The organism is Hymenobacter aranciens (assembly GCF_030580865.1).
GTDB classification, from domain to species: domain Bacteria; phylum Bacteroidota; class Bacteroidia; order Cytophagales; family Hymenobacteraceae; genus Hymenobacter; species Hymenobacter aranciens.
Genome location: NZ_JAUQSY010000006.1, coordinates 24,673 through 47,379 on the forward strand (window position 1 = coordinate 24,673; position 22,707 = coordinate 47,379).

The following is a 22,707-nucleotide window of genomic DNA, read 5'->3' on the forward strand; positions in this document are numbered from 1 at the left end:
AGCTGTATGTTGTTGTTTCACGCGGCGGCTCCGGTAGCGGGGCCGCCGCGTGTTACTTTTGGGGGTATCCTCTTTGTGTTTTCAGCGATGAACGAGCAGCTAGTTGTCAAGAATTTCGGGCCCATCAAGGAGGCCACGGTGGACTTTAAGCGGGTCACGGTTTTCATCGGGCCGACGGGCGGGGGGAAGAGTACGCTGGCGAAGCTGAAAATGGTAGTTTCTGAAAGTGATGTTGTTTCTCAGAATGGGATTTCAGCCTCGGCTTTCGATGATTATGGCATGGAATCTTTCAAGCGCCCTAACTATTCTGTGACGTTTATCGGTAGAAAAAACTTCTTTTTAGAATTTACAGGCGATAAAGTAACCGTTGACCCTAAACTCTTATCTGTAGCCCGGAAGAAAGGGAAAGAGGAGTTTAAAAAGCATTTGGAAAGTATTGATTCGGAGAGTATAGGAAAAATACTCCTTGATGCCACATCTGGTGAAAATGCTTCTCCCTCCGCATTGGAATTATTGGAAAGATTTGAAAATTCCTTTAGTAAAGGTTTTTTAAGAGGACTGTTGGGAGTCCATTTGCATACACATTACATACCTGCTGAGAGGATTATTATTTCTATTCTAGACTCATCTTGGCCTTCTCTGATTGAAGCTAAAGCAGACCTCCCTAAGCCCTTGCTGAGTTTTGCTAAAGGCTTTATTAAAGCTGCTAATAGTGTTCGTACTTTGAATATGCCTTTTTTGAACGTAGAGTTTCAAAGTACAGATAGGCAGAACATAATTCGTTCACTAGACGATGATGTTGCTCTACAATTGCGTGAAGCCGCTAGTGGTCTCCAGTCTGTAACTCCATTATTGGTATTCTTAGAGGACTTGAACTCTGACACTGAGTTTGCGCACAGTTTTGTTGTCGAAGAGCCTGAACTCAACCTCTACCCCACCGCCCAGCAGGGCCTGCTGAACTGGCTGGTGGAGAAATGCACCAAGGGCGAAAACGACCTGACGATAACCACGCACAGCCCTTATATTCTCTCGCATCTCAACCTGCTGCTCTACGCCCACCAGGTAGCCGAGCAGCACCCCGAGCGGCGGGCCGATGTGGCGGCCATTGTGCCGGAAGCCAGTTGGATTGACCCCAAAGAATTTGCCTGCTACCAAGTGGAAGGTGGCGGCGTAGAGTCATTGGTCAATGATGAGTTGGGCCTGATAGACAACAACGAACTGGACGGCCTGTCCGGTGATGCGGCCGATGCTTTCGACAACCTGATTCGCCTGTCGAAAGGCATTGCCGTGAAATGATTAGCCGCGTTATAGCCAATCATCCAAAAGGCGCTGAGCAGTGTGTCAGCACGCACCACGACCCCGAGTTTCACATCTACGACCCGCCCCTGTCTCCACCCGACGCCGAAGGCAAGGTGAAGCGGCAGCCCTGCACCCGACGGGAAGGCGCCCCGCAGCCCAATGATTTCGCAGTTGGCAACCAAACGGCACAGCCTGTTCACTTGGTAGCCATTGATGCATGTTTGTATGATTCGGGCGATGCCACTCGGTGCGACTGTGCGCTTATTCAAGCCGAAGACATTAGGTTCGTTGAGTTTTCGCACGGCAATTTCCGGCGTCGCTCCCAACGTGTGGAGAAATGTATTCCACAGCTAGCGGCTACCATCAATGACTTTTATCAATACGGTATCATTACAGAGGGCACCGTAGTGCAAGCTTTTATCTGCGTCGGATTCACAGACGAATTCCCTCCACAAAACGCCTCCCTGGATGCCCGGAAAGCGCAGCTTAACTTATTGGTAAAAGCCAATGTGGCCGTTGAGCTGTACGTTACCGACCAAACAATTTTTACGGATGGAGTTGTCGAAAGCCACTCCTGATAGTCGCCCCTGGAGCACCCTCGCCGTCGCCCACGTCCGGGGCAAGTCGCGGCTCATCACCAGCCACGGCGTGCAGCCGCTGAAAATCCTGCAGCCCGGCGCGCCCGGCAGCGCCTGCCATGTGGTGCTGAGCAGCTACGGCGGCGGCCTGGTGGCCGGCGACTTCATCGGGCTGCGGGTGGCGGTGGGGGCAGGCAGCCGGCTGTTCCTCGGCACGCAGGCCAATACCAAGGTCTTCCGCTCCATTGATGGGGCGGTGGCCGCCCAGCACACCCACGGCGAGGTGGCCGAAGGCGGCTTGGCCGTCATCTTCCCCGACCCCGTGGTGCTGCAGGCCGAGAGCCGCTACCGGCAAGTGCAGCACTGGCAGCTGGCTTCCACCGCCACGCTGCTGCTGGCCGATTGGTTTCACTCCGGCCGCATGGACCAGGGCGAGCGGTTTGCCTTCCACGAGTTGCGCACCGAGCTGCGGGTGACGGTGGCGGGCCGTCTCACGCTACTCGATAAGCTGGCCTTTGCCCCTGCCGCACACGTTGCCAGCGCCCCGCCCCACTTCGCCGGCTACCAGACGTTCTTTTCCGTCTTCCTCATCGGCCCGCCCGATGATACCAGCTTCCAGCAGCTGGCGGCCCGGCTGCAACAGCAGCAAATGCCCGGCGCCGACGGCCCGCACTTCACCCTGCGCGGCAAACCCTGCGCCGTAGCCGTCACCCAGGCCCGCCCAAACGTGTGGGTGCTGCGCGCCGCCGCCAATAGCCGAATGGACCTGGAGCCGCTATGCGCGGCGCTGCTGGCCGAGCTGGCCGGGCCGGAATTATTGGGGTATAACCCACTGGCGCGAAAGTATTAGCGCCTATCCTCCCGCACCGAGGCCAGCGCCCGCGCCTTCGCCCCCAGGATGTGGCCGATAATCTCCTCCAGCCCATGCCCATCGATGGCGCGGGCGAAGAGAAACGGCCCTTCGCCGCGCATGCGGCGCGAGTCGGTTTCCATCACGCCTAGGTCGGCGCGCACCAGCTCGGCGAGGTCAATTTTGTTGATAACCAGCAAATCGGCCTGCGTGATGCCGGGCCCACCCTTGCGCGGAATCTTGTCGCCGCCCGACACGTCGATGACGTAGATGGAATAATCGACCAGCTCGCGGCTGAAGTGGGCGGCCAGGTTGTCGCCCCCGCTTTCCACGAACAGCAAATCCAGCCCGTATTCGTGGCGCTGCATGAGGGTTTCCAGCGCGTCCATGTTCAGCGAAATATCCTCGCGGATAGCCGCGTGCGGGCAGCCCCCAGTTTCAACGCCCACGATGCGGTCCTCGCTCAAGGCGCTGTGGCGGATGAGAAAATCCGCGTCTTCGCGGGTGAAGATGTCGTTGGTGACCACGCCCAGCTCGTGCTCGTGGCGCAGCCGCTCGCACAGGGCTTTCAACAAGGCCGTTTTGCCCGTGCCCACCGGCCCGCCGATGCCCACGGTGAAAGCCCGCTTGCGGAAGTTGCGGTAGGATGGCAGCCGGCGCGTGTCGCGCTGCGCAAAGTCGCCGGGAGATTCGTAGGCATCGTGGCTGTGGCCGTGGAGGAGCAGGGCAAGTTTTTCTACGAAAGGCATAATAAATTAGGGGCTTAACTGTCATGCTGACGAAGGAAGCATCCTCTCACGCCAGAAGGAGTTTACTGGATTGTTCATGCGCGATAGGATGCTTCCTTCGTCAGCATGACAGACGGGTTAGTTCTGAAACAGCTTGGTGTACAAATCCTCATGCAGCACCTGCGCCACCTCCAGCAGGAAGGCCGAGCGGGTAGCCTCCCCGTACTCCTTCCCCTCCTGCCCCGCCAGCACATGCTCAAACACCGCGTAAAAATCGTGCTGCAAGCGGTGTCCTTCCAAAGGCCCCAGCAAACCTAGCCGGATGGCCGCGCTCAGCTGGTCGCGTAGCAGCATATGCAGGTACATGGTCTGCACCTCGGCCAGCGCGTAGCCTGTGCACTGCAAGGCCAAGGCAAACACCAGCGTGAAATGCGGCGGCAGCTCCTGTGCGGCAAACCACTCGCTGATTTCCGGCAAGTTGGCTTCGGGGTAAAAGGAATTCAGTAGCCGCAGCCAGGTACGGCCCTGCACGGCGCTGGCGCGGTGCAGGTTGGGCACCAGAAGCTGGGCGTCATAGTCTTCGGCTATGGGTAGTAATGCGCTTAATTCGGTCTGGAAGCAGGAAGTGATGAATGGCAGCTCGAAACTCCCGGCCTGCTGCAAGTAGGCGTAGAGGTAGTTGCGCAAGCCGGTATCGTCGCGCACTAAGTCTAGCGAGATGCTGCTTTCCAGCCCGTAGGAATAGGCGAAGGAACCCGTGGGGATGGCCGAATCGACGAGGTGAAGCAGGCGGGCGAAGTGGGACATAGTGGTCGTTCCGGCGTTCAACCCCACCCCCGGCCCCTCCCCTTCGGGAGAGGGGAGCCGGTTAGGGTCGGTTAGGCTTAGGCTTGTTCTATTATTATGAAATCGTCAGGCTCCCCTCTCCCGAAGGGGAGGGGCCGGGGGTGGGGTTGAACGCCAGAACCTATCATGCATCCTCGCCCTCAATGTCTTTCAATAACTCCAGCTGATGAGCAATAGCAGCCAGCACTTTTGGCATTTCATATATCACCTCTTCATTCCGAAAGCGCAATACCAGAAACCATACTCCTGCAACGTGTGCGTACGCCCACCATCATATTCCACAGCCTCTTGCCCATCATGAACTTCTCCATCCACCTCCACAATCAGCCAAGTTCGCAGACACACAAAATCAACGATGTACTCCGCAATGGCATGTTGCCGACGAAACTGGAACCCCAGCTTATGTCCCCGCAACTCCTGCCACAATAACTGCTCAGCCGGAGTTGGATTCTTCCGATTTTCGCGCGCGAAACCCTTCAGATTTTTCCACCGCAGCCGGTCAGTAGTGAAGGTATGAATGGAACTGTCAGTCGGACCAAGGTTTGCCATAATCAAAACAATCGTCAGGCTCCCCCTCTCCCGAAGGATTCCGCGCATTAAGCGGCGAGGGGCCGGGGGGTGGGGTTGAACGCTAGAACAAATTATACAGCTGCGCCAACGGCAGCACCGCCACCGGCTCGCAGGTCAGATGCACCCCGTCCACCGTCACCCGATAAGTCTCCGGGTCCACGGCAATATTGGGCAGGTAGTCATTCAGCGCCATGTCCTTTTTCGTCACGCTGCGGCAGCCGCGCACGGCCACCACGCGCTTGCTCAGGCCGTAGTCGGCCTCCACCTTCGCCACCGAGGCGGCGCTCACGAACACCAGCGACGACTGCCCCACGGCCCCGCCCAGCGCCCCGAACATGGGCCGCGAAAAGGAAGGCTGCGGCGTCGGAATCGAGGCGTTGGCGTCGCCCATCTGCGACTGCACGATGATGCCGCCCTTGAGAATCATCTCCGGCCGCGAGCCGAAAAAGGCGGGTTTCCAGAGCACAAGGTCGGCCAGCTTGCCCACCTCCACCGAGCCGACTTCGTGGGCGATGCCGTGGGCGCGGGCGGGGTTGATGGTGTACTTGGCCACGTAGCGGCGGGCGCGGAAGTTGTCGGCGCGGCCCGTGGCGGCGTCTTCGGGCAGCGGGCCGCGCTGCTGGCGCATCTTGTGGGCCGTTTGCCAGGTGCGGGTGATGACCTCACCCACCCGGCCCATGGCCTGCGAGTCGGACGAGATGATGCTCAGCGCGCCCATGTCGTGCAAAATATCCTCGGCGGCAATGGTTTCGCCCCGGATGCGGCTTTCGGCGAAGGCCACGTCCTCGGGAATGTTGCGGTCGAGGTGGTGGCACACCATGAGCATGTCGAGGTGCTCGTCTATGGTGTTGACAGTGAAGGGCCGCGTGGGGTTCGTGGACGAGGGAATGACGTTCGGCTCGCCGCAGATTTTGATGATGTCGGGCGCGTGCCCGCCGCCCGCGCCCTCGGTATGGTACGAGTGGATGGTGCGCCCCTTGAAGGCCGCCGTCGAGGTTTCCACGAAGCCGCTCTCGTTCAGCGTGTCGGTGTGGATACACACCTGCACGTCGTATTCCTCCGCGATGCTGAGACACATATCGATGGCCGCCGGGGTGGTGCCCCAGTCCTCGTGCAGCTTGAACCCCAGCGCCCCGGCCTCGGCCTGCTCGCGCAAGCCCTCGGGTTTCGAGGCATTGCCCTTGCCCAGGAAGCCGAAGTTGAGCGGGTAGGCGTCGGTGGCCCGCAGCATCATTTCGAGGTAGAAGGCGCCCGGCGTGCAGGTGGTGGCGGTGGTGCCGGCGGCCGGCCCGGTGCCGCCCCCAATCATGGTGGTGAGGCCCGAGGCCAGCGCCTCCGGCACCTGCTGCGGACTGATGAAGTGAATGTGGCAGTCGATGCCGCCGGCCGTCAGAATTCGGCCCTCGCCGGCCACCACTTCGGTGGTCACGCCCACCACCAGGCCGGGCGTCACGCCGGGCATGATGTGCGGGTTGCCGGCCTTGCCAATGCCCACGATGCGCCCACCCTTGAGGCCCACATCGGCCTTGTAGATGCCGGTATAGTCGAGCACCAGGGCGTTGGTAATAAGCAAATCCAGCGCCTCGTCGGGCCTGATTCCGGCCGCCTGCCCCATGCCATCGCGCAGCACCTTGCCGCCGCCGAACTTGCATTCCTCGCCGTACACGCAGTAGTCGTGCTCGACCTCAATCAGCAAATCGGTATCGCCCAGGCGAACCCGGTCGCCGGTGGTGGGGCCGTACATCTCGGCGTAGGCGCGGCGGGAGAGGGGGAGGGGCATATTCTATTAAAAATAAGCGGACTTAGAAAGGGTAGATTTTTCAAGTTCAAAATCGTAGCCCCGGCTCTTGATTAAGAACTCTACCTCTTGCCTAACTTTTTCATCGCTGGTTGGTGGTAAAATGACTTTGTCAACCAGAATGCCAATGTCCAACTTGATAAACATCCCCTTGTCAGATGGCTGTTTATCCCAAAATTCAAGGTCATTTTCAGCTTCTCTAACTTGATGAATTATTCTAACCTCCCGCTCATGAATAAACTCATTCCGCTTGTGAATTAACGGCATGAACATGTTATAGCTGCGGTGTGGATAATCTGCACCATAAAAAACACCTTTGTCATAGTCAAGGTATCTTACCTTACTAATGTCGATGTCTTGAGCAGTTCCTTCGAGTGATTGAATTAACCGAGCGGTAGTAGTCTGAATGGCTACTCCTTCATTTGATTTTAAGTACAACCGCCACATAGCATCGGACTCATTAGAGTTGTTATGCCAGCAGTTTACAACATGAATGCGCCGAAACATCATGTGAGTGTAAGCCAAGTCCGCAATACTCTTGGCTATTTGCTCTTCATCAGGCTCATTGCCATAATGCCTAGCCATTGCTCGATGCATCTCAGGCCGAAAATCATGCTCCTTTTTAGGAATAGAGCCTTCAAATGGGTCCGAGAATTTATCAGCACGACTAAAGAACAGAGCTTTTTGGTCCAAAAAGGATTTGAAACGGTCTAATTCCATATACCGCCACAAAACGGCATTTGGGTCAGGTGCAATACCTACTTCTGGGCAAGAAACTGGCATAAAGTAAGGTTTTTTAGTGAGTTTGTGTCTTAAATAACGCCGCCTGCTTATTCTCCTCCCCCAACTCCCCATTAATCCACCCATTCCCCCCATACACAATCCGTTCGCCGGCCAGCGCCACTAAGGTAACGCGCTTGCGCTCGCCCGGCTCGAAGCGCACGGCCGTACCCGCCGGGATGTTGAGCCGGAAGCCGTAGGCCGCCGCCCGGTCGAAGCGCAGGGCCGTGTTGGTTTCGAAGAACGGGTAGTGCGAGCCCACCTGCACCGGCCGGTCGCCCAGGTTGACCACTTCGATTTCCACCGTTTCGCGGTTGTCGTTGAGGATGATATCCTCCTCGCGCAGCAGGTATTCGCCGGGCTCGCAGGAGCTGGCGGCCGCCGGCGCGGTGGGGGGCACGGCCCGGTGCAGGCCCGAGCCGTAGAGGGCCAGAGCGGGGTCGCCGGCCTCGCGGCAGATGGGGTGATGCACGGTTACGAGCTTGGTGCCGTCGGGGAAGGTGCCTTCGATTTGGACTTCGGCCAGCAGCTCGGCCACGCCGGGCAGTACGTCGGCGAAGCCCAGCAGCTGCTTGCCCTTGTTCATGAGCGCGGCCACCCGCTCGCCGTCGCGGATGAACTCGAGCAGCTGCGTGGCGAGCAGGGCCACGGCCTCGGGGTAGTTGAGGCGCAGGCCGCGGGCGTAGCGCTTCTGGGCCACGAAACCGGCCTGGTGCAGGATGAGCTTGTCGAGGTCTTTGGGGGCGAGGTGCATGGGAGGGCGTTTATCGTTCACGCGAAACCTCACCCCCTGACCCCCTCTCCAAAAAAGAGGGGGCACCGGTTCGTGAGGGTAATTCTAATGTAAAATTTGTCAGGAGCATTTCCGGTGCCCCCTCTTTTTTGGAGAGGGGGTCAGGGGGTGAGGTTGACGGGCGCACGACGCTTGATTCACCATCGCACATTCCCATGAATCATCCACCCGCCATACCCAATACACAGCAGCGACGATAGCGTAATCGTACTGAATTTCAAGGTTCGACTAATCTTCATCCGCTTGGTAAAGGGCACGCTGCACAGCCCCGCCATCACAAACATCCCCAGCACCGAGCCTAACCCGAACAGCAGGAAATACAGCAAGCTCAGGCCAATGCTCTTGATGCCGCTCATCACCAACAGCACCAGCGCGCCGCTGCCCGCCAGCCCGTGCAGCAACCCCACCGCGAAGGCTGCCCGCGACTGCGAGGTGCCCGGCCGCATTTTGGTGGGGTTGCGCTGGTTCACCAGGCGGGTGATGCCCATGACGATGAGCATGGCGCCGACGGCCGCCTCGAAGTAGGGCGAGGAGAGGAAGGTGAGGCGGCCCAGCAGGATGAGCGAGCCGACGATTACCAGCATTGTAGTGTGGCCCAGGCCCCAGAAAATCCCGTCGCGCAGGGCTTCGGCCAGGGTGTCGCGGCGCGAGATGAGGTTGCCCACGGCCAGCAGGTGGTCGGGTTCAAAAGCGTGACCCATTCCGGCGACAGAAGCAAATAATATCGGCAATAGGGCTTGCATATGGGGGCAGTTTGCGCCTAAAGGTAGTTGTCGGTCTGAAATTGCCCCTAATTTTTAGGGGTTGATTTTATTTTTCTGCTGTTTTTGCGCAAAATGAGTATTACCCGCTGGCATTTGCCGAATGCGGGCTGTATATTTCCATTTCGGTCGCCGGAAAGCACGGTGTGGGCGGCCGCTTGAGCTAGTTGAAAAGAAGATGATGGACGCCTCCCCCACCCTGTACCGACCCGAATTTGAACACGATGCTTGCGGCACCGGCTTCATTGCCTCGCTGCGCGGCACTCCCACGCACCAGATGGTGACCGACGTCCTCACGATGCTCGAAAACATGGAGCACCGCGGCGCCTGCGGCTGCGACCCCGACTCGGGCGACGGCGCGGGGCTGCTGCTGCAGCTGCCGCACTGGTTTCTGCTGGAGGAATGTACGGCGCTGAGTATCCGCCTGCCCGAACCGGGAGCTTATGGCGTGGGGATGATGTTTTTGCCGAAGGATGAGGCGGTGCGGGCAGCCTGCCGCGTCGTCATCGGCGCGGCGGCGGCGCAGTTGGGGCTGCCGCTACTGGGCTACCGGCCGGTGCCCACCAACCCGGCCGGTATCGGGCAGACGGCGCTGGCGGCGGAGCCGGCCATCGAGCAGGTGTTTGTGGGGCGGCCGACGGGGCTGGCTACGGCCGAGAACTTCGAGCGCAAGCTCTACGTGCTGCGGCGGCTTATCAGCAAGGACGTGCGGGCCACGGTGCCGGGCGCGGACGACTTTTACTTTCCTTCATTTTCCTGTAAAACCATCGTTTACAAAGGCCAGCTGAAGACGCATCAGGTACGCGCCTACTACCCCGACCTGAGCGACGAGCGAGTGATTTCGGGTTTCGGGCTGGTGCATTCGCGGTTTTCGACCAACACCTTTCCGAGCTGGCAGCTGGCCCACCCCTTCCGCCTGCTGGCGCACAATGGCGAAATCAACACCCTGCGCGGCAACCTGAACTGGTTTTTTGCCGGGCTGCGGTCCTACACTTCGCCTTATTTCTCAGAAGAGGAAATGGAGATGTTACTGCCGGTAATCGATGAAAATCAGTCGGATTCGGCCTGTCTCGACAATATAATCGAAATCCTACTGCACTGCGGCCGGCCGCTCCCACACGTGATGATGATGCTGGTGCCCGAAGCTTGGGACGGCAACACCCAGATGGACCCGCTCAAGAAGGCGTTTTACGAGTTCCACGCCACGTTTATGGCGCCTTGGGATGGGCCAGCGGCGCTATTATTCACTGACGGCAAGATGATTGGGGCCATGCTCGACCGCAACGGCCTGCGCCCCCTGCGCTACGCTCTCACCGACGACGGCCGCATCATCGTGGCCTCGGAGGCAGGGGTGCTGCCGCTGCCAGCCGCCCGCGTGCTGCGCAAGGGTCGCCTGCAGCCCGGCAAGATGCTGCTGGTGGACACCGAAGCGGGCCAGATTATTACCGACGAGCAGCTCAAAGCCCAGGCCGCCAGCCGTCAACCCTACGGCGCGTGGCTGAACGAGTACCAGATACGCCTGGAAGAGCTGCCCGAGCCGCGCCAGGTTTTCAGCGACCTTGGGGCTGAGGCGGTTTTCAAATACCACCAGGTTTTCGGCTACTCCCGCGAGGATATCGACCGCATCATCACGCCGATGGCACTAGATGGCAAGGAGCCCATCGGCTCGATGGGAGTGGACGTGCCGCTGGCCGTGCTCTCCGACCAGCCGCAGCACCTGAGCAGCTACTTCAAGCAGTTTTTTGCCCAGGTCACTAACCCGCCCATCGACCCCATCCGCGAGCGGCTGGTGATGAGCCTGGCCACCTTCATCGGCAACAACGGCAACATCCTCGACGAGGATAAAATGCACTGCCACTGCGTGTACCTGCCGCAGCCCATCCTCGCCAACCACGAGCTGGAGAAGCTGCGCAGCATCGATACCGGGCTTTTTCACGCCAAAACGCTGCTCACCTACTTCAAGGCCGACGGCCAGCCCGGTTCACTGCAACGCGGCCTCGACCGCCTCTGCCGCTACGCCGTGGACGCGGTGGAGGATGGTTTCGAGGTCATCATTCTATCCGACCGCTCGCTCGACTCGGAGCACGCGCCCATCCCTTCGCTGATGGCCGTTTCTACTGTCCATCACCACCTTATCCGGCACGGCTACCGGGGCTCGGTGGGCCTGGTGGTGGAAGCCGGCGATGTGTGGGAGGTGCACCATTTCGCCTGCCTGCTGGCCTTCGGGGCCACGGCCATCAACCCCTACCTGGCGCTGGCCACGGTGCAGACCATGCAGGCCAGCGGGCGGCTGCATACTGAATTGGACTATGGGCAGCTGGCGAAAAACTACGTCAAATCGGTGTGCGACGGACTGTTGAAAATTTTCTCCAAGATGGGAATCAGCACCTTGCAGAGCTACCACGGCGCGCAGGTGTTTGAGATTCTGGGGCTGAACCAGACCGTGGTGGACCACTGCTTCACCGGGGCCGTGACGCGCATCGGCGGGCTGGGCTTCGATGAAATTGCCCGCGAAACGCTGCACAAGCACTTCCAGGGCTTCCGCGCTAACTCGGCCGACGAGCCGGCCCTGCTGCCCGACGGTGGCGTGTACCAGTGGCGGCGGCGGGGCGAGGCGCACATGTTTAACCCCGAGACGGTGCATCTGCTGCAGCACGCCACGCGCACCAACGATTACGCACTCTATCAGAAGTATGCGCGGCTGCTGAATGAGCAGCCCGAGCGGCAGTTCACCCTGCGCGGGCTGCTGGATTTTGCCCGGCACCGCCCGGCCATTGCCCTTGATAAAGTGGAGCCGGTGGAAAGCATCATGCGGCGCTTTGCCACGGGCGCGATGTCGTTTGGCTCGATTTCGCACGAGGCGCACAGCACGCTCGCCATTGCCATGAATCGCATCGGCGGCAAGAGCAATACCGGCGAGGGCGGCGAAGACCCGCTGCGCGACGAGCGGTTGGAAAACGGCGACTCGGCCCGCTCGGCCATTAAGCAGATTGCCTCGGCCCGCTTCGGCGTCACGGCCCAGTACCTGACCAACGCCGATGAACTGCAAATTAAAATGGCTCAGGGCGCTAAGCCCGGCGAGGGCGGCCAGCTGCCCGGCCCGAAGGTGGACGAATGGATTGCCCGCGTGCGCCACGCCACGCCCGGCGTGGGCCTGATTTCGCCCCCGCCGCACCACGACATTTACTCCATCGAAGACCTGGCCCAGCTGATTTTCGACCTCAAAAACGCCAACCGCGCCGCCCGCATCAATGTGAAGCTGGTGAGCAAGGCGGGCGTGGGCACCATCGCGGCCGGCGTCGCCAAAGCCCACGCCGACGTCATCCTGATTTCGGGCTACGACGGCGGCACCGGGGCCTCGCCGCTCAGCTCCATCCGCCACGCGGGCCTGCCCTGGGAGCTGGGCCTCGCCGAAGCCCACCAGACGCTGCTGCGCAACCAGCTCCGCAGCCGCGTGGTGCTGCAGGCTGACGGCCAGCTCAAAACCGGCCGCGACCTAGCTATTGCCGCCCTGCTCGGGGCCGAGGAATGGGGCGTAGCTACCGCCGCTCTCATCGCCGGCGGCTGCGTGCTGATGCGCAAGTGCCACCTCAACACCTGCCCCGTGGGCGTAGCCACCCAAGACCCCGAATTGCGCAAGCTATTCACCGGGCAGCCCGAGCACATCGTCAACCTGTTCCGCTTCCTGGCCGAGGAATTGCGCGAAATCATGGCCGGACTGGGCTTCCACACGGTGCAGGAAATGGTGGGGCGCAGCCAGTTTCTGAAAGTGCGCGACCACCTCCCCCAATGGAAAGCCCGCACCCTCGACCTCAGCGGCCTGCTGCACCCGGGCGCCAACCCCAGCGGCGGCACCCTGCACCAAAGCGAAGCGCAGGACCACGGGCTGACGCATATTCTCGACTGGCAGCTGCTGGCAACGGCCCAGTCGGCCATAAACGAGCGCATTCCCGTCTTCGCTGAGTTCGCCGTGCAGAACACCGACCGCACCATCGGCACGCTGCTATCCAACGAAATAACCAAGCGCTACCAGGCTGCCGGCCTGCCTGAGAATACCATCAACTTCACTTTCCGCGGCTCGGCCGGGCAGAGCTTTGGGGCGTTTTGCGTGAAAGGACTGGCGTTTAAGCTGGAAGGCGAGGCCAACGACTACGTGGGCAAGGGCCTGAGCGGGGCCCAGTTGGCCATTTTTCCGCCGACTGACGCGCAGTTCGTGCCCGAGCAGAACATCATCATCGGCAACGTGGCGCTGTACGGCGCCACCTCGGGCGCGCTGTTCGTGCGCGGGCAGGCGGGCGAGCGGTTTGCGGTGCGCAACTCCGGCGCCACGGCCGTGGTGGAAGGCGTGGGCGACCACGGCTGCGAGTACATGACCGGCGGCCGGGCCCTCATTCTGGGCCGCACCGGCCGCAATTTCGGCGCCGGTATGAGCGGCGGCCTGGCCTGGGTGTACGACCCCGACGGCTCGTTCGCCGCCAACTGCAACCCCGAGATGGTGGAGCTGGACCCGCTGGACGAAACCGACGAAACGCAGATTCTGGCGCTGTTGCAGCAGCACGCGGCGCTTACGGACAGTCAGCTGGCGGCTTTCCTGCTGGGCAATTGGGCGGAGGAAATGGGGCGGTTTGTAAAGGTGTTTCCGAGTGAGTATAAGAAGGTATTGCAGGCGGCACGGTATGCTGAAGCGCGGTAGAGACGCAATATTTTGCGTCTCGTCGTCGAACGACTCGCGTTGAACAACTCCACATTATTAACAACGAAACAACATCAGTAACGACGAGACGCAAAATATTGCGTCTCTACAAGTTCACTTAGACAATGGCCAACCCTACCGGCTTCAAACAATTCCCCCGCGAGCTGCCGTCCAAAGCGCCAGCCCCGGAGCGCGTGGCCCACAGTCACGAGTTCGTGGCGGCGTATTCTGAGGCGCAGCTCAATCAACAGACGGCCCGCTGCATGGATTGCGGCATCCCCTTCTGCCACTCGGGCTGCCCGCTGGGCAACATCATCCCCGAGTTCAACGACGCGGTGTACCGGCAGGATTGGGAGGCGGCTTACCTTATCCTTTCGTCAACAAATAATTTCCCCGAGTTTACCGGCCGCATCTGCCCGGCACCCTGCGAGTCGGCCTGCGTGCTGAGCATTAATAACGCGCCGGTGGTTATCGAGGAAATTGAGAAGCACATCATTGAAACGGCTTTTGCCAAAGGCTATGTGCGGCCGGGTGCGCCGCTGCTCAAGTCGGGCCACTCGGTGGCGGTGGTGGGCTCGGGGCCAGCGGGGCTGGCGGCGGCCGCGCAGCTGGCGCAGGCGGGACACCGCGTCACCGTGTTTGAGCGCAACGACCGGCCGGGCGGGCTGCTCCGTTATGGCATTCCTGATTTTAAGCTCGATAAGTGGGTCATCGACCGGCGCATCGACTTGTTAAAGGCCGATGGCATCGAATTCCGTTGCGGCGTGGAAATCGGTCGCGACCTGCCCGCCGCCGAGTTGCTGCGCGATTTCGACGCAGTGGTATTGGCGGGTGGGGCCAGCGTGCCGCGCGATTTGCCGCTGCCCGGCCGCGAGCTGGCGGGCATTCATTTTGCGATGGATTACCTGACCCAGCACAACCGCCGCGTAAGTAAGCTGGATATTATAGATGAACCACTTGTCTTCACCAACCAGGACGTGGTCGTCATCGGCAGCGGCGACACCGGCTCCGACTGCGTGGGCACCGCCAACCGCCAGCAAGCCCGTTCCATCACGCAGTTTGCCTTAATGAACCAGCCTGGCACCGAGCGGCCCGCCCACACGCCCTGGCCACTGGAGGCGCACATCTTCCGCAGCAGCACCTCGCACGAGGAAGGCTGCCAGCGCTACTGGGGCGTTAATACCAAGGCGTTTCTGGGCGATAAGAATGGGCAGCTCTGCGCGCTGTTGGTGAGCGAGGTAAGCTGGGAAACGGACGTGCTGGGCCGTCGCCTGCGCTTCGTGGAGGTGGAAAATTCGGAGCGGGAGATTCCCTGCCAGCGGGTGCTGCTGGCACTGGGATTCACTTCGCCGCAATATACTGGCCTACTGGAGCAACTGGGCGTGGCCCTGGATGAGCGCGGCAACGTGCGGGCCTCGACGGCCGACTACCAAACCAGTCAGCCCAAGGTATTCGTGGCCGGCGACATGCGCCGGGGCCAGTCGCTGGTGGTGTGGGCCATTGCCGAGGGCCGCGAGGCCGCCCGGCAGGTCGATATTTTCCTGACCGGTAAGACGGCTTTGCCCAGCAAGGACGCCCTGCCGATGCTCACGCTGAACGGATGAAACTGTTTGACACCGCGCCGCGTTGAAACTCTTTGGCGCTAATGCGGTTACCTATTGACCGTATTATTTTCCGTAATTTTGATAAGATGCCGACCCGAAAATTGTCGTTCGGGCCCGCAAAACCAGACTCGTCAAATGGTGCATTCTTACCCTTAAAGACCAGAACCATGACAACCCCCGCCGTATTTCCCGAGCACTTCGCTCCCCAGTTTCAAACTCCTAACCCTACCCAGCGCCAGACGTACGAGCTGCAAATCTGGCCCGCCTGCTTCGCGGCCGTCATTGCGGGCAACAAGCCCTTCGACGTACGCGAAAATGACCGCAACTTCCAGGTTGGCGATATGCTGATTCTGCGCGAGTTCGACCCCGAGGCCAACGACTTCACCGGCCACGCCATCACCCGCTGGGTGAGCTACGTGCTGCAAGGCGGCAACTTCGGCGTGCAGCCCGACTGGTGCGTACTTGGTTTCAGCGAGTTACCGCCCATCCCGACCGGCCTGACCGATATCCGGGTCTGGTAGGTTTGCTGAGAAAAGAATAATTAAAAAAGCTCTGCGGCGGTGGCCACAGAGCTTTTGTCGTTTTAAGGACTGGAATCGATTGTTATAGCAGAACGGTAGCCTGAACTTCAGCGGCGACCTTCTGCCCCATCTCACGCACGGCCTGGGCAATGCCTGCCGCGTCAAAACCGCATTCCTTATACAGCTCATCCTGCGTGCCATGCTCCACCACGCGGTCGGGAATACCGAGGCGGCGCACCGGCAGGTGGAAACCGTGGTCCGTCAGAAACTCCAGCACGGCCGAGCCGAAGCCGCCTGGCAGGCAGCCGTCTTCCACGGTCACGATGGCGCGGTAGCGGCGGGCCACGTCGCGCAGCATTTCCTCGTCCAGCGGCTTGCAGAAGCGCATGTCATAGTGGCCCACGTCCATGCCTTCGAGGGCCAGCGCGTCGGTGGCTTTCACCGCGTAGTTGCCGATGTGGCCGATGCTGAGCACGGCCACGCCGCCTTCCTCGCCCTCGCGCACCACCCGGCCTGTGCCGATGGCCAAGCGCTGCAGCGGCGTGCGCCACTGCGGCATTACGCCCTCCCCGCGCGGGTAGCGGATGCTGAACGGCCCGGCATTCTCGGGCAGCTGGGCGGTGTACATCAGGTTGCGCAGCTCCTGCTCGTTCATCGGGGCCGCCACCACGATGTTGGGGATGCAGCGCATGTAGGCCAAGTCATAGCAGCCGTGGTGCGTCGGCCCGTCGGCTCCGGCAAACCCGGCCCGGTCAAGACAGAATACGACGTGCAGATTTTGCAAAGCCACGTCGTGCACCACCTGGTCGTAACCCCGTTGCATGAACGACGAGTAGATATTGCAGAACGGCACCAGCCCCTGCGTAGCCAATCCGGCCGAAAACGTCACGGCGTGCTGCTCGGCAATGCCCACGTCAAAAGCCCGGTCGGGCATGGCGGCCATCATGATGTTCAGCGACGAGCCCGAGGGCATGGCCGGCGTCACACCCATGATTTTATCGTTGGCCTCGGCCAGCTCCACCAGCGTGTGGCCGAACACGTCTTGGTACTTCGGCGGCTGCGGCGTGCTGGGCACCTTCTTGTAAATCTCGCCCGTGATTTTGTCGAACAAGCCCGGCGCGTGCCACAGGGTCTGGTCTTTTTCGGCCAGCTCGTAGCCCTTGCCCTTCACCGTCACGCAGTGCAGCAGCTTGGGGCCGGGGATGGTTTTCAAGTCATTGAGCACTGCCACGAGATGCTGCACGTCGTGGCCGTCCACGGGGCCGAAGTAGCGGAATTTCAGCGCCTCAAACAGGTTGCTCTGCTTGAGCAGCGTGGCCTTCATGGCGGCCTCCACTTTGCGGGCAATCTGCTGCGGGTTGGGGCCGAACTTCGAAAGCTTGCCCAGCACGTTCCACAGCTCGTCGCGCACCTTGTTGTAGGTGCGCGAGGTGGTGATGTCAGTGAGGTATTCCTTGAGTGCGCCCACATTGGGGTCGATGCTCATGCAGTTGTCGTTGAGCACGACAATCATGTTATTGTTGAGTACGCCGGCCTGGTTCATGGCCTCAAACGCCATGCCCGCCGTCATCGCCCCGTCGCCAATCACGGCGATGTGCTGCCGGTCTTTCTCGCCCTTGTAATCTGACGCCACCGCCATGCCCAGCGCCGCCCCAATGCTGGTGCTGCTGTGGCCTACACCAAAGGCATCGTACTCACTCTCCGAGCGTTTCGGAAACCCCGACATGCCGTGGTAGCGGCGGTTGGTCGGGAATTTATCCCGGCGGCCGGTCAGAATTTTATGACCGTAGGCCTGGTGGCCCACGTCCCACACCAGCTGGTCGTGGGGCGTATTGAAGACGTAATGCAAGGCCACGGTCAGCTCCACCACGCCCAGCGAGGCGCCGAAGTGCCCGCCGTAGATGCTGACGCTGTCGACAATGAACTCGCGCAGCTCCCCGCTGAGTTGCACTAACTGCTCGGGGCTGAGCTTCTTAAGGTCATCGGGCGAGTCAATCGCCGCCAGGAGCGGGCCGGGTTCAATAATCATCGGGCGAAAATAGGGGGGCAGCGGGTAACCGCCTGACTGCGCAAGCGGTTGGCAAAGGTACGACAGCAAACGTCGGGCGGTTGTGCCCCGGTACAAGCCCGGCAGTTTAAGTCGATAAAAGCAGCCGATACTTCCTTAAAATCCTCCTTTTTATCCGTCCTTCCGCAACATTCTGGCTATTTGGACGACTATGGGGGCGCATGTCCGTTGCCTGCGCCGGACCTTTGTGTTCTTATTTTCCGTTCCATGCGCTCCCTTACCCAGCTTCTGGCTTTTTTACTTCTTTTCAGCGTTTTTAACCCAGCCCAGGCCCAGCCCAGCGGCCGCCCGGCGGCCCTGCCCGGCGCCCCGGCCGTTTCGCGCGCCGCGGGCCGCATCAGCGGCACTGTACTCGATGGCAGCAATCAAAAGCCCGTTTCTTACGCCTCGGTGGGTCTGCTCGACCCCGCCACCAACAAGCCCGTGAACGGCGGTGTGTGCGGCGACGACGGCCAGTTTGTGCTGGCGGGCGTACCCGTTGGCACCTACACGCTCGAAGTCACCTTCCTCGGCTACCAGACCCTGCGCCGCCCCGACGTGGTGGTTACCGCTGGCGGCAACACCAACGTGGGCAACCTCACCCTGGCCACCGCCGCCAAGGCTCTGGGCGAAGTGGTCGTCATTGCCCAAAAGCCGCTCATCGAAGAGAAGGTCGACCGCACCGTGTACAATGCCGAAAACGACCAGACCACCCGCGGCGGCGACGCCACCGACGTGCTCAAGCGCGTGCCGCTGCTCAGCGTGGACCTCGACGGCAACGTGAGCTTGCGCGGCTCCAGCAACATCCGGGTGCTGATTAACAATAAGCCCTCGACCATCGCCGCCAACAGCATCGCCGACGCGCTGAAGCAAATCCCCGCCGACCAGATTAAGACGGTGGAAGTCATCACCTCGCCCTCGGCCAAGTACGATGCCGAAGGCTCGGGCGGCATCATCAACATCATCACCAAGGGCAACCCGCTGCAGGGCGCCACCCTGGGCGTGGACCTCAGCGCCGGCCTGCGCGGCAGCAACTTAGGCCTCAATGGCAGCTACCGCAAGGGCAAGCTGGGCCTCACGCTGGGCGGCTTCGGCCGGGCTGGCTACAATATGCCCGGCGAATTCAGCAACAAGCAGATAACGCGCAGCTTGGGTAGCGGCGACGTTTCAACGACTCTGCAAAACGCGGATACGCGTACCGAAATGCTGTTTGGGCGCTACACGCTGGGGATGGACTACGATTTCGATAAGCATAACTCGCTGACGGGCTCGCTGTCATACGGCACCCGCAGCAATAAGACGTACCAAGACGGCCTCACGACGCTGAGCTATGACGGCCTCGACGCAACTGGCACCCTCCGCAACGCCTCGCTGCGCGATGTGTACGTGAACGACTTTTCGGGCACCATCGACGCCAGCCTCAATTACACCCATAGCTTCGAGAAGCCGCAGCACGAAATCAGCCTGCTAACGTTGTACAGCCGCAACGACCGCGACAACTCGTTTTACAATAACATCTTTGACTACGACTCCCGTAGCCTGAGCAGCCGTTTGCGCAACGACAACCCCAGCGACAACACCGAATACACCGCCCAGCTTGACTACCAGAATCCCATCGGCAAAAATCAGATTCTGGAAATGGGCGTGAAGGACATCCTGCGCCGCGTGAATTCGGATTACACCACGCTCACGGCTGGTGCCACCGGCGACTACACGCCCATCGTCGGCGCCTCGCTGTCCAACAACTTTAGATACAACCAGAACGTGGCCGCCGGCTACGTGGCCTACACGCTAGGCTTGCCCAAAAACTTCACCCTCAAGCCCGGCCTGCGCTACGAGTACACTACCATCACCGCCGATTTCGCCAACAGCCCGGCCGTTGATATTCCCGACTACGGCGTGCTGGTGCCCAGCCTCAACCTCTCGCGCCGCTTCGCCAAAACCGGCAACACCATCAAGCTAGCTTACAACCGCCGCATTCAGCGTCCCTCACTCCAGTTTCTCAACCCCAACCGCCAGGCCGCCAACCCGCTCAACATTACGCAGGGCAACCCGCTACTGGCCCCCGAATACACCAACAACTACGAGTTGAGCTACAGCACTGCCGTCAAACGCGTTAATCTGAATTTCAGCACCTTTGTCCGCAACACTACCGGTTCCATCCAGGCCGTGCGTACGGTGCGCGGCGTCGACACCATTCGCACCACCTACGACAATATCGGCCAGGAAAACGCCTATGGCGGCAGCGTATTCTTCAACACCAGCAACGCCAAATTCAACCTCAGCGGCGGGGTCGATGCCTACTACGCCATGCTCGACAACAACGCGAGCGACGCGAATTTCCGCGCCAGCAACGAGGGTTTCGTGATGGCCGGCCGTTTGTTCGGCTCCTATAACATCACGCCGGTCTGGGCCTTGCAGCTGTTCAGCTTCTACCGGGGCCGCCAGGTGCAGCTGCAGGGCGACCAAAGCGGCTTCGGTATCTACAGCCTCAGCGTGAAACGCGACTTCGCCAACAAGCGCGGCAGCATCGGTTTCGGGGCCGAAAACTTCTTCGGTACCAACGGCATCGTCATTCGCACCGACCTCGTGTCGCCCTTACTCGACCAGAGCAGCCGCTCGGTGCTCAACAACCTGAGTTTTAAAATCAACTTTAGCTACCGCATCGGCCAGCTCTCAGCCGCCCAAGGTGGCAGCGGCCCCAAAAAGAGCATCAAAAACGACGACCTCAAGGAAGGCGGCGATGGTGACATGGGCGGCGGTGGTGGTGCTCCCGGTGGTGGCATGGGCGGTGGTCGCCCGGCCGGCGGGCCGCCCGCTGGTGCCCGCCCCGCCGGTGCTCCGGCTGGTGCTCCTGCTGGCGCCGCGCCCGGTGCCGCTGGCCGCCCCGGTGCACCTGTAGCGCCCGCCATGCCAGTCGATAGCACCGGTAGTAGCCCCGCCACTGTGCCCGCCGACTCGACCGCCACGCCCGGCACGGCCGCCCCGAACACCGTAAATCCCAGCACACCCACGACGCCATCAAATCAACCAGCTACTCCGGCCCCGCTGGGCACGCCCTCGCCCGGCACTACCACGCCGGGCGGCACCACGCCCGCCGGCAGCCCCGGCGGCCGGCCCTAACCGGCCAGGCGGCGGGCCCGTACCTTTGCGCTGGCCGTCCTTCCTCCTATGCCCGATAATCCCCTGCCCACCAATCCCGAAAGCTCCGAAGCCAGCTTCCTGCAGCGCTTCAGCCCTTCGCGCATTCTGTTGCCGGTGGTCATTGGCCTGGCGGTGGTGGGCTTCATGTTCTGGCGCAGCTATAAGCCCGGCGACCTCGCCCCCCTGGCCAACGCCCGGTGGGAATGGCTACTCGTGACTTTGCTGGTACTACTTGCCCGCGACGCCGGTTACGTCTACCGCATCCGCCACATTGCCGAGCGCGAGCTGAGCTACCGCCAGAGCCTCGACGTCATTATGATTTGGGAGTTTGCCTCCTGCGTGCTGCCCTCCGCCGTGGGCGGCACCGCTGTGGCCTCCTTCATCCTTAACAAGGAAGGCATTCCCCTAGGCAAGTCGCTGGCCTACGTGATGGTAACTGCCCTGCTCGACAACCTCTACTACGTGCTGATGGTGCCGCTGGTAGTGCTTATTGCCGGCAAAGGCCTCTACCCCCACGAGGCCCTGCAAAGCACCTTCATCGCTTCCTTACGCTACGCCTTTATCTTCAGCTACGTGGGTGTCACCGCCTACGCCGGGCTGATGATGTACGCCCTGTTCGTCAATCCGCATTCGGTGCGGCGTTTTCTGGTGCGGCTGTTTTCGCTGCCCGTGCTGCGGCGCTGGCAGCGCAGCGCCTACCGCCACGGCCAGGAAATGGTGGAGGCCTCGGCCCAGCTGCGCGGCAACGGCCCCGGTTATTGGTGGCGCGCCGCCCTCAGCACCGCTTTCGTCTGGACGGCCCGCTACGCCATCATCGGCTGCCTCATCGCCGCCTTTGTGCCGATGGACACCAACGAGTTCCTCTTCATCTTCGCCCGCAATATCACTTACAAAGTCATTCTGCTGGTAGCCATTACTCCCGGTGGCGCCGGCATTGCCGAAGGGGCGTTCCCCACCTTCTTCGGCAAGTTCATCGGCACAGCCACGCTCACCAGCTTCATGGTGCTGCTCTACCGCGTCGTCACCTATTATCTGTATCTGGTGCTGGGCAGCATCTTCCTGCCACGCTGGGTAGCCCGCGTTTTCAGCCGCCCATATGCGCTGCCGAAGGGTTGCTAGGCCAACGAGCAATACGAAGTTTTGCCACAAAAAAGGAGCCCCGCACCAGTTCGGTGCGGGGCTCCTTTTTTGTGGCAAGTCCGCGAAGCTTACTCTGCCTCCAGCATCAGGGCCGCGCCGGCGGCCGACTTCAGCGTCAGCTTGTCATCCGTCAACGTTTCCACGTTAAACACATTCTGCGTGGCGCTGCCTTCGGGAGTGAAAGCAATGGTTTTACCAGCCTGGTCAAACGTGTATTTGCCCGAGACAGAACCGCCACCACCATTGGTCATGGTGTAATTGCCATTGGCAAAAATGTGCAGCTCCTGGTCTTCCTGGGCGTCGGTTTGTTTCACCTTGTCGCCAGTGGCGTCAACTTCTTTGTGGGTTTTCCACACTTTATGGTCGGTGCCGTAGAGCATGTTCACGCCTTCCACTTTTCCTTTGTCGCTACCGCAGGCCACGGTGAAAAGGGAAAGCAGCAGCAGAAAAGCTGCAAACTGGCGAAACGGAGAAAAAAGCTGGGTTTTCATCGGTGTAAGCGCTGATTTGAGTGAGAATTACTGCCGATACGTATCGACACCGGAGCTTACGGTG

Annotated in this window: 17 protein-coding genes; 8 read left to right on the forward strand and 9 right to left on the reverse strand. The window is 60.7% G+C overall.

Annotation, left to right across the window (positions count from 1 at the left end):
* Window positions 1-6: 6 nt before the first annotated feature.
* From Q5H93_RS09890 to Q5H93_RS09900, 3 genes are read left to right on the forward strand one after another with little or no spacing between them, the layout of a single operon-like run.
* Window positions 7-1,296, forward strand: coding sequence for an ATP-binding protein (locus tag Q5H93_RS09890; RefSeq protein WP_305006362.1), 1,290 nt, complete (start codon window positions 7-9; stop codon window positions 1,294-1,296).
* Window positions 1,293-1,877: a hypothetical protein gene (locus Q5H93_RS09895; RefSeq protein WP_305006363.1), complete on the forward strand. Its 585-nt coding sequence runs from the start codon at window positions 1,293-1,295 to the stop codon at window positions 1,875-1,877. The genes Q5H93_RS09890 and Q5H93_RS09895 overlap by 4 nt, the downstream gene beginning before the upstream one ends.
* Window positions 1,852-2,727, forward strand: coding sequence for an urease accessory protein UreD (locus Q5H93_RS09900; RefSeq protein ID WP_305006364.1), 876 nt, complete (start codon window positions 1,852-1,854; stop codon window positions 2,725-2,727). The genes Q5H93_RS09895 and Q5H93_RS09900 overlap by 26 nt, the downstream gene beginning before the upstream one ends.
* On the opposite strand, the gene ureG is transcribed toward Q5H93_RS09900, so the two are convergent.
* The 7 genes from ureG to Q5H93_RS09935 all read right to left on the reverse strand — a co-directional run bounded on the left by ureG (window position 2,724) and on the right by Q5H93_RS09935 (window position 8,943).
* Window positions 2,724-3,476, reverse strand: coding sequence for an urease accessory protein UreG (ureG, locus tag Q5H93_RS09905; protein ID WP_305006365.1), 753 nt, complete (start codon window positions 3,474-3,476; stop codon window positions 2,724-2,726). The two genes, Q5H93_RS09900 and ureG, sit on opposite strands and share 4 nt — an antisense overlap.
* A 117-nt stretch (window positions 3,477-3,593) precedes the next feature.
* Complete coding sequence (locus Q5H93_RS09910) at window positions 3,594-4,262, reverse strand: urease accessory protein UreF (protein WP_305006366.1); 669 nt, start codon at window positions 4,260-4,262, stop codon at window positions 3,594-3,596.
* Between the two features lie 243 nt (window positions 4,263-4,505).
* Entirely contained in the window at window positions 4,506-4,850 is a 345-nt protein-coding gene (locus Q5H93_RS09915) for an endonuclease domain-containing protein (RefSeq protein ID WP_305006367.1), read from the reverse strand.
* Between the two features lie 82 nt (window positions 4,851-4,932).
* Window positions 4,933-6,651 carry an urease subunit alpha gene (ureC, locus tag Q5H93_RS09920; RefSeq protein WP_305006368.1) on the reverse strand — a complete coding sequence of 573 codons (1,719 nt, stop codon included), beginning with the start codon at window positions 6,649-6,651 and terminating at the stop codon, window positions 4,933-4,935.
* A 6-nt stretch (window positions 6,652-6,657) separates the two neighbouring features.
* Window positions 6,658-7,452, reverse strand: coding sequence for a hypothetical protein (locus Q5H93_RS09925; RefSeq protein ID WP_305006369.1), 795 nt, complete (start codon window positions 7,450-7,452; stop codon window positions 6,658-6,660).
* A 13-nt stretch (window positions 7,453-7,465) separates the two neighbouring features.
* Window positions 7,466-8,203 (reverse strand): urease subunit beta, encoded by a 738-nt coding sequence (locus tag Q5H93_RS09930; protein ID WP_305006370.1) that lies wholly within the window; start codon window positions 8,201-8,203, stop codon window positions 7,466-7,468.
* A gap of 176 nt (window positions 8,204-8,379) precedes the next feature.
* Window positions 8,380-8,943, reverse strand: a complete 564-nt coding sequence (locus tag Q5H93_RS09935) for an urease accessory protein (RefSeq protein ID WP_305006371.1) — start codon at window positions 8,941-8,943, stop codon at window positions 8,380-8,382.
* 238 nt (window positions 8,944-9,181) lie between these two features.
* Between Q5H93_RS09935 and gltB the strand changes: the two genes are divergently transcribed.
* The 3 genes from gltB (at window position 9,182) to Q5H93_RS09950 (ending at window position 15,821) form a co-directional block, all read left to right on the forward strand.
* Window positions 9,182-13,696 carry a glutamate synthase large subunit gene (gene gltB / locus Q5H93_RS09940; protein WP_305006372.1) on the forward strand — a complete coding sequence of 1,505 codons (4,515 nt, stop codon included), beginning with the start codon at window positions 9,182-9,184 and terminating at the stop codon, window positions 13,694-13,696.
* 125 nt (window positions 13,697-13,821) lie between these two features.
* On the forward strand, window positions 13,822-15,300 hold the full coding sequence (locus tag Q5H93_RS09945) for a glutamate synthase subunit beta (protein ID WP_305006373.1): 1,479 nt from the start codon (window positions 13,822-13,824) through the stop codon (window positions 15,298-15,300).
* 167 nt (window positions 15,301-15,467) lie between these two features.
* Entirely contained in the window at window positions 15,468-15,821 is a 354-nt protein-coding gene (locus Q5H93_RS09950; RefSeq protein WP_305006374.1) for an ASCH/PUA domain-containing protein, read from the forward strand.
* Between the two features lie 82 nt (window positions 15,822-15,903).
* Here Q5H93_RS09950 and dxs read toward each other — a convergent pair whose 3' ends face one another.
* Window positions 15,904-17,850, reverse strand: a complete 1,947-nt coding sequence (dxs, locus tag Q5H93_RS09955) for a 1-deoxy-D-xylulose-5-phosphate synthase (RefSeq protein WP_305006375.1) — start codon at window positions 17,848-17,850, stop codon at window positions 15,904-15,906.
* A gap of 246 nt (window positions 17,851-18,096) precedes the next feature.
* On the opposite strand from dxs, the gene Q5H93_RS09960 reads away from it, so the two are divergent.
* Both Q5H93_RS09960 and Q5H93_RS09965 read left to right on the forward strand, forming a co-directional pair.
* Window positions 18,097-20,991 carry a TonB-dependent receptor domain-containing protein gene (locus Q5H93_RS09960; protein ID WP_305006376.1) on the forward strand — a complete coding sequence of 965 codons (2,895 nt, stop codon included), beginning with the start codon at window positions 18,097-18,099 and terminating at the stop codon, window positions 20,989-20,991.
* Between the two features lie 48 nt (window positions 20,992-21,039).
* Entirely contained in the window at window positions 21,040-22,131 is a 1,092-nt protein-coding gene (locus Q5H93_RS09965) for a lysylphosphatidylglycerol synthase transmembrane domain-containing protein (protein ID WP_305006377.1), read from the forward strand.
* Between the two features lie 89 nt (window positions 22,132-22,220).
* Here the strand turns inward: Q5H93_RS09965 and Q5H93_RS09970 are convergent, their stop codons facing one another.
* Window positions 22,221-22,643 (reverse strand): hypothetical protein, encoded by a 423-nt coding sequence (locus tag Q5H93_RS09970; protein WP_305006378.1) that lies wholly within the window; start codon window positions 22,641-22,643, stop codon window positions 22,221-22,223.
* Window positions 22,644-22,707 lie beyond the last annotated feature (64 nt).